Raw genomic sequence first — 14731 nt, 5'->3', positions numbered from 1 at the left:
AAATACCCGGTTGAAGGGTCGGCAAAACAAAAAACCGCCACTCGGCTGCTGCCAAATGACGGAACGATTTATATAGATAATGTTGATACTAGCTATTGGCCTTCAAAAGATGAATATACCATTTCAAACCCGCATTATGGTTAAACACGCTGACTTTATCCACGATATCAAATAATCCGCAGCTTTCAATCTCGCCAATCTTATGTTCCACCATGAGATAATCAGGATCTTGGGTGTTCTTATGTGAATATAGGGAAGAGATGATGACGCCATCCGGGGTTAGGTAACGCGCATATTCCAGCAGTTTGTTCGGGGTGTTGGGCACGTATTGCAATGACTCATTAAACACAATGACGTTGTAACGCTTATGAGGAACGTAATGATTGATGTCCGCGCGCTGGAATAGATTCCTTGATGTTTTGCTGGATGCGATTTTGATCGCTTCCTCGGACAGGTCGACACCCGTATAATTCGACTTTTCAACATCCAGGAGCATATCATACAATATCCCGGCCCCGCATCCCATATCCAGAATGCCCTCGTCCCCAATAAACTTTCTGATGTAACCGTACACGACCGAGTATCTGGCATATTCCGTGATTTCCGATAAATAATCCCACATGCGGGATCTGTACTCTTCATCCCATTGCTCTTGGCTGCTTTCGATGAAATCCTGAACCTTCGCATTTTCCATTTCGATTCCTCCCCATATTGGATGTTAACCCCGATCTGGCAAATGAAGCGACTACATGAAGACAAGGTCATTTGAAAAGCATTAGCTTAACTCTATCAAAGAAAATCAAAAATTGGATCATCCTTGTGTACTAACGATCCTACATATTGGACCACTGAAGACATTGATGAGGCTCTTGTTTCATTATAATAGTATTATAGTTATATATTGTAAATATATCCGATTGACTATTGTCCGAAGTGATGCCCATGCATGTCTATAGCCTGATGAATGGATCAAATGTCCTCTGATACGCCACAGCCTTACAAGAAGCGACAGCATTCGATATCTTTCTGTGTGAGTCGGGACCTGGGAAGCATATAAGCGTCTGGGACAGGTACGCAAACAAAAAACGCCATCTGGCTCATGCCAAATGACGTTCACATCGATTATGATCAGTATGCGTTCTTGAATCCGTTGCGGATCGTGCGCAGAATGATTTTGATATCAAACAGAATGGACCAATTCTCGATGTAGAAAATATCGTGCTTGATCCGTTCCTCAATCGAAGTATCCCCACGCAGGCCGTTGCTCTGCGCCCATCCCGTGATGCCCGGGCGTACGTGATGTTTCACCATGTACTTAGGAATTTCCTCTTTGAACTGTTCAACATAATAAGGTCGCTCCGGCCTAGGGCCTACCACGCTCATATGACCGAACAGGACATTGAAAAACTGAGGTAACTCATCCAGACTGGTCTTCCGAAGAAAAGAGCCGAACTTGGTGCGGCGCGGATCATTTTCCACGGTCCAACCCGTATCCGATGCCCCCTCTGGCAGCGGCTTCATGGAGCGGAATTTATACATATAAAAGTTCCGGCGATTCAGCCCAACCCGCTCCTGCTTAAAAATGACGGGGCCCCGGGAAGTCAAACGAATACCCAGGTAAATCCCGATCATCACCGGCAGGGTGAGGATAATCGCCACTAAGGAGAATACGATGTCAAACGCTCGCTTGAACAGCCGATTTGCCGCTAGATCCAGCGGGATATCACGCACGTTGATCATCGGCATACCCGCAAAGTTATCAAACACCGGCCGCGCCGGGAGGTAATCGAAAAAGTCCGGGATAATCAGCGTTCGGACACCCGCTTTTTCACAAGCGGCAATGATCTCCGGGTACTTGTTATGCGCATCCAATGGAAGGGCCAGCACGACTTCGTCGACGAGCTTTTCGTTTAACACCTTATGTAAATCGCCGACCGAACCCAGAATGGGTTTAAGCCGTCTGGCTTCGATCTCGTCCCACTGCTGGTAATCATCCAGGAAACCGATGACTTCATACCCTAGCTCGGGGTATTGCTTCAGATTTTTGAAGAAGCGCTTGCCGAGCGTACCTGCACCCACGATGAGCACGAATTGCCGATTGTAGCCTTTTTCCCGAAAATGTTTTAGGGATTTCTTTAGGAAATAACGGTACAGGATAATGAAGGCTACGTTAAGAATCATGTAGATGGCGAGATACCAACGAGAGATATTCACCTCTTTGACAAAGAACATGATACTCAAGAGGACGAACATGCCGATAAAATGAGTCTGAAAGATTTTCATGAATTCGTCGGCAAAGCGCTTTTTCCGCTTCGGTGAGTATAAGGAAATCATGACACCAACAGCCAAGGCTACTGCGCCATAAACTAGACTCCACAAAGTATAGGTTTCAAGAGGGAGCGGCTCTTCGTACGGAAACCAGCTACTCTCAAACTTGATCCACCATGCAAACAAGAAAGCCAGCTGGATAAAAGCAAAATCGGTAATCATATATAATTTGGTCAAAAACCCCTGATTCTGGCGGATCATGATTTCACCTCCACTCCACCTGAAGATTGCGTTATGGTTGCTGGACGAATAGGCTTAAGCCGGTTCATAAGCAAGGATAGGAGTAATTTTAAACCAACGCCTGCATAGACGGCTCCATTAACGAATATGTTGTATTTCTGCCGGTAATGCTTCCGATGAAAAAGAATCATCGCGCGATGGAACTCATAAATGATCTTGAACGGCCGGCGCCGAGCGCTGCCGCCTTTATAATGGATAATCTTGGTGCGAGGATAATAGTGAATTCCCCATCCCGCCTGCTTGATGCGATAACACCAGTCGATGTCTTCTCCGTACATAAAAAACGTTTCGTCCAGCCCACCTACCTGCTCAATCGTCTCACGACGTACCAGCATGAATGCACCAACCAAACAATCCACCGGATACTCTACGTCCGGATTCAAGTATCCCAACTGATACTGGTTAAACTCCGGTTTGTTCGGGAACAGCTTACTGAGTCCAAAGGCATAATAAAAAGAAGCTGAAGGCGTTGGAAACCCTCTTTTGCAGGCCTTATCCAGCGAACCGTCCGGGAGGACGATTTTACAGCCGGAAGCACCAATGATCGGGTTATAGTCCATAAAAGCGACCATCGTCTGGATCGTATCCTGCTGAATAATCGTGTCGGAATTTAGCAGCAGCATATAGCGACCTTCCGCAACTTCCATCCCCTGATTGTTGGCTTTGGCGAAGCCGGTATTCTCCGAGTTCTCAATCAGCTTGACCTGCGGGAATAACTCTCGGATGGTCTGAACCGACTCGTCCTTCGAGTTGTTATCTATCAAAATAACTTCGTATGTATACTCCGTCTCCGATGCGAACACAGATCGCAAACAGTCCACCGTCAGCTGACAGGTATTATAGTTCACGATTAAAATGCTTAAATCCATTGCATAACGTCTCCTGACAAATATAGTAATCTATCGACATTATAGCATAGTTCGTAGGGAAAGAAGGAATATCAAGGAATACGTTTGCTCTGCCCTATTTCATTCAACCTCATATAAAGCCGATCAAAATAAAGAACTTAAACAACAAACTCTCTGCCTTGGATTGTCTGTACAATTTGCTCTTACGCGCATAATGTAGCCTGTCTACGAATCTTGTGCGAGATGCAAGAAATAAATCCAGCTGCTCTTTCTGATCGCCAGTCAATCGTGAGCCATAGATTCGATTAAACTCGCTCGCTTGTTTATGCAACAAGTCTTTACCCGTATGTCTTTTAAAACTGGCCCATTTGCTTTTCAACTTACCCACGATGGAGTTGCTGCCTCCTACCACATTGTTATTGTGCTGACGGTATAACATGGATGGCATGTTGTCGCAGATTACGGTTCCAAATGCGGATATCAGCAAGTAAAACCACCAATCGTGCATAAGAACCTTTTGACTGTCAACCGATCTACTATACATAAACAGGTTTCTGGCCGATCGATTCATCGTGATTGTGGCGCCAATAGCGATATTCTCATATAACGCATTAAAGAAAGATGGCTCCCGAGTAGGAGGCTTAGGCCATGTACCTTCCCGGTTTAACTCGTCATCGGTAAGGTAGGTCGATGTAAATACCATCGCCGGTGCTTCTGTATGTATAGAGGAATTCAAGCGTGCGATAGCATGTTCTACCTTATGATCAAGCCATACGTCATCCTGGTCGCAAAAACAGTAGTAATCGGCTTCAGCATCTGCAACACGCAGCAATTCAAAGAAGCTGGACACAACGCCAACATTCGTTCCTTTGATAAGCTTTATCTGATCTGGGTGTATCTTTATCAGTTGTTCGAGAACTTCCACAGTTTGATCCGTGGATCCATCGTCTCGTATCAAAATCGAGATGGAGGGGTGCGTCTGGTTAAGAATGCTCTGGATTTGTTCAGATATGTACTGTTCACCGTTATAGGCGGATAGTAATACTTGCACTTTATTCATAATGGGAGAACCTCCGGTAACGCATTGGTTTCATACTATGAGTAGTTTATTTAGATCTATGAGTGTTTTAGGGAAAAGGCTAATAAAAAAACCTGATCATACAGATCAGGTCGCTCACATCGCTGTATTCACTTTTAGTATAGTTCAGGGTGCTGCTTCATATCCAGCATAAACTGCTTCAACCCTTCACGCCAATGCGGTAAATCCTCTAATTGGTTTAGACGGATAGCCAAGTGATCCATCGTTGAATTGGCTGGACGTGGAGCAGGCCGTGGAAACTCCGTAGTAGTACAAGGTTGCAATTCAGCTGTTATCTCTAGTCCCAACTGTTCACGGGCTTCTTCAAAAATAGCCTCAGTGAATTCATACCAAGTACAAAAGCCGCTGTTTGAGGCATGATATAAACCGTATTTTTCAGTGGAAATGAGATGTAACAAAAACTGCGCCAGATGTGCTGTGTAGGTGGGAGATCCTTTTTGATCGTTAACCACCTTTAATAGCGGTTTTTCCTGACCTAGACGGAGCATAGTTTTTACAAAATTGTTGCCATGCAGGCCGAACAACCATGAAGTTCGTACAATAAACCAACGAGAGCAAAAACTCTGAACCATCTGTTCACCTGCAAGCTTGGACTTTCCATAAACGCTTTGCGGGTCGGGGGAATCATACTCTATATAAGGCCTCTCGGTCGTACCACTATAAACGTAATCTGTGCTAATAAATACGATCTTGGCATCAATTTTTTCGGCGGCAAGAGCCATGTTTCTAGTACCTATTGCATTCACAAGATAAGCACCATCTACATCCGTCTCTGCAGCATCTACCGCCGTATAAGCCGCACAATGAATGATCCAGTCGGGGCAGCGAGTTGAACTTACTTGGAGGCATTGATCTAAGTCCGTTATGTTTAGTTCTTCTCTCCCGTAGCTAAAAACTTCATGACCAGCTAGGTTAAATATCCGTGCAATATCCTGCCCTAGCTGACCATGTGCTCCTGTGATTAATACCTTCATCCGTTCCCACCCAAACGGCTACCATACTGCTGGGTCATATAATCACGATATGCGCCGGATTGAATTCTCGTCCACCACTCTTTGTTGCTCAAATACCACTGAATCGTTTCCTTAATGCCTGTCTCGAAGTTGTGCTTTGGCTTCCAGCCCAGCTCATTCATGATTTTTATAGGATCAATGCCATACCGTCGGTCATGGCCTGGACGGTCTGCCACGTAAGTGATCAGTGACTCAGGTTTGCCAAGCTCCCTCAGGATGGTTTGCACAATATGCAGATTGGTCCGCTCGTTGTTGCCCCCGATATTATAAACCTCACCTATTTTCCCTTGATGAATAACCAGATCGATCGCACTGCAGTGATCCTCAACATACAGCCAGTCGCGGATATTGAGGCCATCGCCGTAGACCGGCAGGGATTCATCATTTAGGGCGCGAGAAATAATCAGGGGGATCAGCTTCTCAGGGAATTGATAAGGCCCATAGTTGTTGGAGCAGCGTGTAATGTTAACCGGGAGACCAAAGGTCTCATGATAAGCCCTTACGAGTAAATCGCCGCCTGCTTTGCTGGCTGAGTAAGGACTGTTAGGGGCAAGTGGTGTCGTTTCAGAGAACAAACCGGACTCGCCCAAGGACCCATATACTTCATCCGTGGATACTTGAACAAATTTGTTCACGCCATATTTTTTGGCTGCATCCAGAAGAACCTGTGTACCCATAACATTGGTGTTCACGAAAATCTCCGGTTCCAGAATGCTGCGATCTACGTGTGATTCTGCCGCGAAATTAATAACCACATCGATGCCCTGTTGGAAAATGCCATCCACCGTTTGTTTATCCGCAATATCTGCTTGGACGAATGAGTAGTTAGGGTGGTGTTGAACGGATTTTAAACTTTCAAGGTTACCTGCATAGGTAAGAGCGTCCATATTCACGATCTGGTAATCCGGATGCTGTTGAATCATATATAGAATAAAGTTACTGCCTATAAAGCCGGCCCCGCCGGTAACAAGTAGTTTCATCCTCACTGCCCCCTAGTCAAAATTCATCTCTGCTTCTTTCAATAGCGGGTGTCGCTGGTCTTTATCCGATAGAATCGGATTCGACGTTGGCCAATCGATCCCCAAGGCCGGATCATTCCATAATATGCCGCGGTCGTGCTCAGGGGAATAATATTCGTCCACTTTATACAGAACCTGGGTATTGGGCACCAGTGTACAAAAACCATGAGCAAAGCCTTTAGGCACCAGCAGCTGACGATGGTTATGTTCGCTCAAAATGACACCGACCCACTGACCAAAGGTAGAGGAGCTTTTTCTGATATCTACGATGACATCATAGATGGCACCCGTCAGGACCCGAATAAGTTTCGTTTGAGCATTAGGGTTCAGCTGATAATGAAGACCACGCAAGACACCTGCTTCGGCGGATAGTGATTGATTGTCTTGAATGAAGTTATAGGTAACGCCATGTTGCTTAAAAAGCGAATCGTTGTAACTCTCCATAAAAAAACCCCGGTGATCGCCGTGGACCACCGGTTCAAGTACAAAAGCATCTGTGAGTTTTAAAGGAGTTACGTTCATCGTTTAATTCCTCCCTAACTACAGTTTAAGTTTTCCGAAATCATCACCGAATCGAACATCTCTAGCCAACTCATTGGCCCGAGCGAGCGATGCATGCGTTCCCGCATCCGTCCACCATCCTTGAAGCACATCAAAGGTAAGCTTTCCTTGTTTAATATATGCATTGTTGACGTCTGTGATTTCCAATTCGCCACGAGCTGAAGGTTTCAATGTCTTGATAATATCAAAAACTGTGTGATCGTACATATAGATTCCGGTTACTGCATAATTGGACTTGGGTTGTTCCGGTTTTTCTTCAATGGAAATGATTTGGCTACCTTGTATTTCCGGAACACCAAAACGGTTAGGGTCGGCAACTTCTTTGATTAGGATTTTGGCGCCGGATCTTTGGCTTTGGAAGTTGGCCACATAGGTGGAGATATCATCCTCAAACACGTTATCGCCGAGGATGACCGCCACTGATTCGCCACTTGCAAATTGCTCTGCAAGGTTCAACGCTTGAGCGATGCCTCCTGCTTCATCCTGTACTTTATATGTGAAGGAGACTCCCCATTCCTGACCGCTCCCAAGAAGATTCACGACATCTCCCATATGGTCTTTTCCGGTCACAATGAGTATATTCGACAAGCCCGCCTGACGGAGTTTATACACCGGATGGAAGATCATTGGATAGGCTCCAACAGGCAGCAGGTGTTTATTGGTGACTTTGGTTAAGGGATAAAGGCGTGAGCCTGTTCCACCCGCTAGGATTATAGCTTTCATTATTTGAGCCTCCATCCGATAATATTCTCTGGGATTTTTTTTACACATAATAGTTAACATCAATGTACTTCACATTCTCATAAAGAAACCTATAAGAGGCAAAATTAATCAATAATATACACCCTTTCAAAACTAACCATTTAACTAAGAAGATGTTTATGTTGCATAGAAACATACCTTGGTGATCTCGTTCTTCCCAATCCAGTACTAAATGAGGCCTTTAATATTGCCATTCGCATTGTCCTCAAGCTTATACAGACCTGTTACTGACAATTGCTTCCCTGCCTGACTTTTAAAAAGATATCTTATCTAAAAACACAACTGAGCCTTTCAACCTAAGACAAAGTTGCAACTGCTTAGTTGCAACTTTGGGGTCTATTAATGAGTAATCCACTTCAAATTCTACACCAGAGAAGCACCTGACCAGTTATTAGCTACCAACCGAGTGTTTCTTCTTATGTAACTTTAGTCTACAGTTTTTCATTTTTTTTTGTTGAAACATTTATAACTTCTATATCTAACTCACTCAAACCCATCAATCTAAGCTCGACATTCGAGCTATCGTCAATAATCTCGAAAGGCAATTCCGCTAGCATTTCTTCATCAGAGCTTTGCATTAAAAATTCCTTCTCGGCGAGAATATTACGTCCAGAGTTCGTAGCAACATCTAATTTAAATAAGTTTTCATTACGACCATTATTCTTTAGTTTAACCATAAGGTTATATTTACCTCTTGGGTACTCTAAGTAAGGGCCGAATACTAAATAACTTCCAACAACTGTTGATTCAATAAAAACACTATTTTCTTTTGTTAAATAGGCCCCGCTTTGTGTCGATAAAAAAGGCACTAAATTTTTTGATAAATATAGAGAATCTGATAAATATGATTCAAAACTTAAATCAGTTTTATCTTTATTATCAAAGAAATCCTCAAAACTAATAGATAAATTTTTTATTTTGACATCTAAATGGTCACTTTCAGTTGAAGCTTTTAAACCCAACGCAAAATTGTATCCTGTTGTTTCATTATCATTATAAAAGTTGTATTCAATTCTTCCTAAATTGTCACTATAATCAACGATTCTATAATTTGTTAAATTTGGATTCCCACTATCTTTTAATAAAAAAGTTATATAATCTCCTTTATTGGGATTAATTAATTCGTATTCGAAACCTATACTAATGTATTTATTAGCTGGTAGTGACAGATATTGACCATCGGTTATTGCCTTATTTTCTCCATGGTTAATGTGAAAATTCTCTTGGTCTATTATTCTCAACTCGGAACTCTTAGATGAATTATTAACATAATCCCTATAGTTTTGAATTTCATCCCTCATTTTATCATCATAAACTTTTATTTTACTGTATGAACTTGAAAACATCTCTCCGTTATCTGACTCAATTGAGAAAAGTTCGTTATTTCGATTCAACTGAAAAACCTTCCCCTTTTCCTTTGAGTAATATAAATCTCCACTATAATGCGAGGCAAAGAGGATAGGATTTTCCTTATTATACTCTCTGAAAATACTTCTGCCTGGAATAGAAGCATTGTCTACTGGATCGATATAATCCATTATTGAATTATATAAATCTTTGTGACCAAATACACCGTCGTTAATCACCATCTCCTTAATATCGGGTGAAAATGCCAGACATATTCCCCAATTAGATCCATAAGGTTGGTCGTTTACTCCATGTGACTCATCGGAAATAAATAGTATCAGTGTATCTTCAGCGTAGTTTGAATTCTTTACACTATTAATAAAATCTTTAAGAGCAAGATCTAAATATTTAATAGATGCATCTTTTTTATTTCCCAATTGATCCTCTAATTCTTTAGGTGCTGCATAAGGATGGTGCGTCCCAACGGTTAACATTGTTACAAACCATGGTTGAGCTTTCTTATCTAAAGTATCAATATAACCTAGTGATTGTTCAAAGAAAGTCTTATCATCAGCTCCCCATTCGAATGGAATATAGCTATTTGAGAATCCATCAGACCCAATTACTGTATCAAATCCAGCTTCTTTCATGAATCGATCTTTAGACATAAATTCTAGTGGTGCTGCCTGTAAATATGCTGTGTTATAACCTGATTTTTTCAATTCACTTGGTATCATATGTTGTTGGTTTTTATCTTGCACGAATTCATACGCTTTGGGAGTTGAAGAATCTAATTTAGGATAATCACCACTTAGAATACTATAAAGACCTCTAATAGTCTGGTTGTTGTGGGTTATAAAATTGGGGACTAATATTGAATTATCTTTAATCTCTTCTAAACTCATTAATGTCATATTATTGTGAATATTTAATCGATTTTGTGACTCAAGAAGATACGAACCCGGTATACCTTCCATGATCACCATTATGATATTCTTCTTTTTAGATGATGCAAATTCTATGAGTGGCTCCCCCTCCCCCACCTGTCCGTTTTTTGTTATTTTTTCTATTAGATCATAAGGGATATCATTAATATTTGAAGATTTAGCAATACTTACTCGAACACTATTTCCAATTGAGGTAGTTACAAAGTTTCGTTTGCTCCAAATATTATCTCCAGATAAAACTGCAATAAAAAGAACTATTGAACTGAGAATACAAAACAAAGCAATATTTTTTTTTGTTTTTATTTTATTGTAGTTGAAAGAAATAGCCACAAATAAACTAATTAGTGTAAAGCAAATACTATAGATAGGAAATGTAATTTGAAATGCTGAGCCTAAAAGAAATTGTTTATCTTTTAGAAATGATATATCCTTCAAATTTATAACATTATTCATAGCATATATATATTCTATATTTGCCAAATGTAATGCCACAACAATGAATATTACAATATAAGGAAGAACCTTTATCTTTTTGCATATGTTAAGAATTATGAGCAATATCACACAAAATAAAACATCATAAACAACCCCAATGAAAAAGTCTACGCTACCAAAAAGTATTAAACCTTTTTCATCATAAAGTAAATATCTACCGAAGGAATATATAATAATGAACAGGACATAAGTAAGATTAGATATTTTTTTGAAAAATGCACTCAACTATCGTTCCCCCCATGTTAGTAACCCATTAACTCAGCTTTTTGAATAAGCTATTGTACTTGCGATTTTCATAATATTAGTCTTTTCACTCTGACTAATATCCTTAACAATGCTCGTTAAGATAGCTTCAGATAAATTTGAATATTTCGAATTAATTATCGTATTAACATACTGTTTGATTATTAATTTGATATCCAAGTTATTTTCAGAATAGTATTTTGCATTCTTACCTGTAATATCGATAAGATTAGGATTTTCAACAAGTTTTATTAATTCCCTAAAGATAATATTAACTTCTTCAATTACAGTAATGTTGGCTGGAGAGGCAATTTTAATACAACATTCGTCTGGTATTTCTGAGAAACTACCTATATTCGAGACTAATACACATTTACCTTTTGCTAAAATTCTCATTAAACTTCCAGAGGTTTCTCCATTATATGGATACCTCAAATTAAGACAAATGTCTGTTGCATCAATATAATTTTCAAACACTGATAAATCAGTATATCCTGTAACAATAACGCTTTCTTGCAGTTTATTTTTCAATATAAAGTGTTCTACTTCTTGCTTAATTTCTTGTGATAATTCACCAACCAAATACAATAATAAAGTTTTTTCTGAATTTTCTCTTTCTTTTAGCCTTTGAAAGGCCATCAACATCGGAATAATCCTCTTTGTGCTATGGATATGACCAAATGCTGATAATACAATAGTATTCGTAGGGATATTTAATTTTTCTTTTGCATACATAATGTCTACTTGTTCTTCATTTTTGGAATAGTGTTGTATTTTCACTACATTTCTCTCAATATTTTTTTCTAATAGAAAACTCTTCGTGTAATCACTATGCACTATAATTCTTTTGGAATAATTCGATACGATTCCATTCGCTATTAAATCATATATTTTAAGACCTGTCCTCCCTTCGTTAAAATCACTTATATAGGTATCAACCATCTCTTTTTCAAAATCTTCATACAGACACTCGCTGTAAAAATTGGGATTCTTGTTGTTTTTTGAAAGATGATAAATCAGACTATGCAAATTATTATCATGTAATACAAGAGTTCCAGGGAACTCTTGTATAAAGTCAATCATATAAGCATGGTACATGCTATTTCCCATTTGATAAATAATATCATAATATCCATTCTTATTACGGTAGAATTCAGTATAATGAAAAACCTTTATATTCCCCCGAAACTCACACTTCGCTTTATAATTATTATCAATGTAGACGTCAATATCAAAAAAATCAGCAAGTTCATTTAATAAGTCATAGCTATAATCAGCAATACCCGATTGTAATGGCGGTAGTGGGCTGAAAAAAGCAATTTTCTTTTTATCTTGGCACCGTAAGTTATTGTCACCTTTGTTAGATCCGATCGTTTCAAAAGCAGATAGGGTCTTCTTTGCAACACTCTCCCAAGTATATTCTTCAATACGGCCATAACCTTTCTTGACTAGATCTCCCAAATTTGGACTTTCTAAAATCTCTATGAGGCCTCTAGTAATATCCTTTGTATCAAATGGATTGACCAACACAGCGGCCCCATCTGCAATTTCACCTAAACTGGAATTATTTGATGTCAGTACTGGAGTTCCACACGCCATGGCCTCTACAACGGGCAAACCAAATCCTTCATATTGTGAAGGAAATGCCATAACATAAGCCATATTATAAAGTTTTATCAGATGATCCAAAGGAACAAAATTTGTAAGAATAACTCTACCTTCAACCTTATGTTTCTTAGCTATTTCATAATAACGAGATATTGAAGCATTACTTAATTTACAAGCAATTACTAATTGAAATTTCTCAATTAAATTTGCCGGCATTTTTGAATATGCAATGATCAGTTCAGCAATATTCTTTCTGTCATCATCTCCACCAGTACACATCACAAATTGACTACTTATCCCATACATTTTTTGTATGTCTTCAACATCTTCTATTTCTAGTTTTCTAAAATGCTCCTCAACACCAGCATATATTACTTCTATCTTATCAGTATCTATTTTCAAATGCTCAACAAGGTCATCTTTAACACTCTTTGATATCGCCAAAATCTTATCCGCACGCTTTACTTTTTCTACCCAGGACATATATTCATCATAGAATGCACGTGGTTTTAAGTATCGCTCTTTAAATAAATAGGGTATAATATCATATACCGTCATAACAACTTTCACATCTTTTAGCCAATCTAAATCGTAAGACATGAATCTATCAAAAGGTGATGTAATATAGAACACATCTATTTGATTATCCATAATGAATTTTTTAACAATGTCTCCTACTAGCTTTCTGTAGGTATTCTCTTGGATTAAAAAGTTGTTTTCACCAGTATAAAAGAAAAATTCCTTTACATTATTTGAATAATTCAATATTTCCTTCAAATAGGTTTGTTCATAAAAATTTAGCAGGAAGTAATTATTCGATTTATCTATTTGGAAAATCTTCTTATACTGACTGACATTATAGTTACCAATTCCTCTATTCTTAGAGTCAGGCCCTAGGATAGCTAGAACATCTACTGCAATATTCATGGGTTCAATTTCCTTTCTTCAAGAAAACTTCTTTGTATAAAAACGGAATTTATTCCTGTGAAAGCATACTCATCATAACCTACACTATCCAAGTAATTTATAATTTCAGTATTCTTTGTTCGATAGTTCAATACTCTGCTATACTCAATCATTTCAACAACAATTATTAACGGGCCGTAATTCTCATAGTCAATTGATTTCAGAATATCAAGTTCTTTACCTTCGATATCTATTGAAATAATGGTAGGCGCTAGTCCAAGGTATTCTTCAACAATCGTTTTATAATCAATTGTTTCGACTTTTTTTGTAGAGGTTATCTCCAATTCGGGATTTATTTCACAAAAACTACGTGCTGATTCAAGGTCTGGTGTGCTTAAACCATCCCCATTTAGTATATGGAAATCGATCTCGTGACCCGGAATGGTATCTACCGCATAATTTAGTATTATATCTCTATTTCTGAAGTACTTAAGCTCTGGAATCAATTCAGGATTTGCTTCAACTAAAACTCCTCGTGCACCTTTTGAATAAAAATAATACGTATTACTCATTTCTTTAGCGTGGTTTGCCCCAAGATCAATATACCTAACAGAATCAAAAGGAATACCTAACACATGGATTATATAAGCTAAAATACTGTCTTCACCAGACTGTGAAAAAGTGTTCTTATAAAATATCGTTTCTTTATTATTATGGACAATATCGATCTGATCGTTAACTCTATTCAGAAAAGTTGTGATATTTTCAATTGTTTCAGCCTGAATTTCATTTTTCTTTTCCAATTCTAAAATTCGATTCCTCATATCATTGTTCAGTCGTTCCTGCTCATGAACCAACTGTTCCAATATACCTTTATACTCAAGATTTTTTTCCTCGATTTTGTCATTGAAAGAATCTATCAACAACAAATTATCTTTTTCCAGTTGTGCTGTCAGTTCAGTAAGTCTTCCGATAGATGGGGTAACTGCGTTATTGAAATCTGTTTGCTGGAATGCTATAGGTTCAATATACCATTTGAGAATTTTACGAATTACCTTTTTAAAAAATATAATAAATGAACCAGTGACTTTTCTATGAGAATACAATGGTCTATACGCAAAGTTTTCTCTAGTTCTTAGCATTACTTTTATATTTCTATCAAGATCATGGAAACAAGTTTCCTTATTAACATTTGTTTTCTCTAAACTAGTTGTATCCTTCTCTTCATACAAAAGCATATCTTTTAATTTTTTATATATAACTTCATGTTCGATACTTTCAAATTCACTCATTGTCACTCCTCCTAATTCAGTTT

11 protein-coding genes are annotated in these 14731 nt (G+C 38.8%); all 11 read right to left on the bottom strand.

What is annotated here, in order from left to right; all coding sequences use genetic code 11:
- Positions 1-88: 88 nt before the first annotated feature.
- The 11 genes from ABEW73_RS28210 to ABEW73_RS28160 all read right to left on the bottom strand — a co-directional run bounded on the left by ABEW73_RS28210 (position 89) and on the right by ABEW73_RS28160 (position 14708).
- Positions 89-694 carry a class I SAM-dependent methyltransferase gene (locus ABEW73_RS28210; RefSeq protein WP_430170417.1) on the bottom strand — a complete coding sequence of 202 codons (606 nt, stop codon included), beginning with the start codon at positions 692-694 and terminating at the stop codon, positions 89-91.
- Between the two features lie 434 nt (positions 695-1128).
- Positions 1129-2529, bottom strand: coding sequence for an undecaprenyl-phosphate glucose phosphotransferase (locus ABEW73_RS28205; protein WP_430170419.1), 1401 nt, complete (start codon positions 2527-2529; stop codon positions 1129-1131).
- Positions 2526-3437 (bottom strand): glycosyltransferase family 2 protein, encoded by a 912-nt coding sequence (locus ABEW73_RS28200; protein WP_430170421.1) that lies wholly within the window; start codon positions 3435-3437, stop codon positions 2526-2528. Before ABEW73_RS28200 ends, ABEW73_RS28205 begins: the two co-directional genes overlap by 4 nt.
- A 109-nt stretch (positions 3438-3546) precedes the next feature.
- Positions 3547-4476 carry a glycosyltransferase family 2 protein gene (locus ABEW73_RS28195; RefSeq protein WP_430170423.1) on the bottom strand — a complete coding sequence of 310 codons (930 nt, stop codon included), beginning with the start codon at positions 4474-4476 and terminating at the stop codon, positions 3547-3549.
- A 134-nt stretch (positions 4477-4610) separates the two neighbouring features.
- Positions 4611-5489: a dTDP-4-dehydrorhamnose reductase gene (gene rfbD, locus ABEW73_RS28190; RefSeq protein ID WP_430170425.1), complete on the bottom strand. Its 879-nt coding sequence runs from the start codon at positions 5487-5489 to the stop codon at positions 4611-4613.
- Positions 5486-6508 (bottom strand): dTDP-glucose 4,6-dehydratase, encoded by a 1023-nt coding sequence (rfbB, locus tag ABEW73_RS28185; protein ID WP_430170427.1) that lies wholly within the window; start codon positions 6506-6508, stop codon positions 5486-5488. The genes rfbD and rfbB overlap by 4 nt, the downstream gene beginning before the upstream one ends.
- A 12-nt stretch (positions 6509-6520) precedes the next feature.
- Positions 6521-7069 carry a dTDP-4-dehydrorhamnose 3,5-epimerase gene (gene rfbC, locus ABEW73_RS28180; protein ID WP_430170429.1) on the bottom strand — a complete coding sequence of 183 codons (549 nt, stop codon included), beginning with the start codon at positions 7067-7069 and terminating at the stop codon, positions 6521-6523.
- A gap of 18 nt (positions 7070-7087) precedes the next feature.
- Positions 7088-7831, bottom strand: a complete 744-nt coding sequence (locus tag ABEW73_RS28175) for a sugar phosphate nucleotidyltransferase (protein WP_430170430.1) — start codon at positions 7829-7831, stop codon at positions 7088-7090.
- Positions 7832-8301: 470 nt separating this feature from the next.
- Positions 8302-10884: an LTA synthase family protein gene (locus ABEW73_RS28170; RefSeq protein WP_430170432.1), complete on the bottom strand. Its 2583-nt coding sequence runs from the start codon at positions 10882-10884 to the stop codon at positions 8302-8304.
- A 33-nt stretch (positions 10885-10917) separates the two neighbouring features.
- Positions 10918-13437 (bottom strand): glycosyltransferase, encoded by a 2520-nt coding sequence (locus tag ABEW73_RS28165; RefSeq protein ID WP_430170433.1) that lies wholly within the window; start codon positions 13435-13437, stop codon positions 10918-10920.
- The gene (locus ABEW73_RS28160; RefSeq protein ID WP_430170435.1) at positions 13434-14708 is read right to left on the bottom strand and encodes an FkbM family methyltransferase; all 1275 of its coding nucleotides are present in this window, start codon (positions 14706-14708) and stop codon (positions 13434-13436) included. Before ABEW73_RS28160 ends, ABEW73_RS28165 begins: the two co-directional genes overlap by 4 nt.
- Between the last annotated feature and the right edge of the window lie 23 nt (positions 14709-14731).

The organism is Paenibacillus lautus, from assembly GCF_050482385.1.
Classification (GTDB): domain Bacteria; phylum Bacillota; class Bacilli; order Paenibacillales; family Paenibacillaceae; genus Paenibacillus_AQ; species Paenibacillus_AQ lautus_B.
This window is presented reverse-complemented; position numbering and strand designations above follow the sequence as displayed.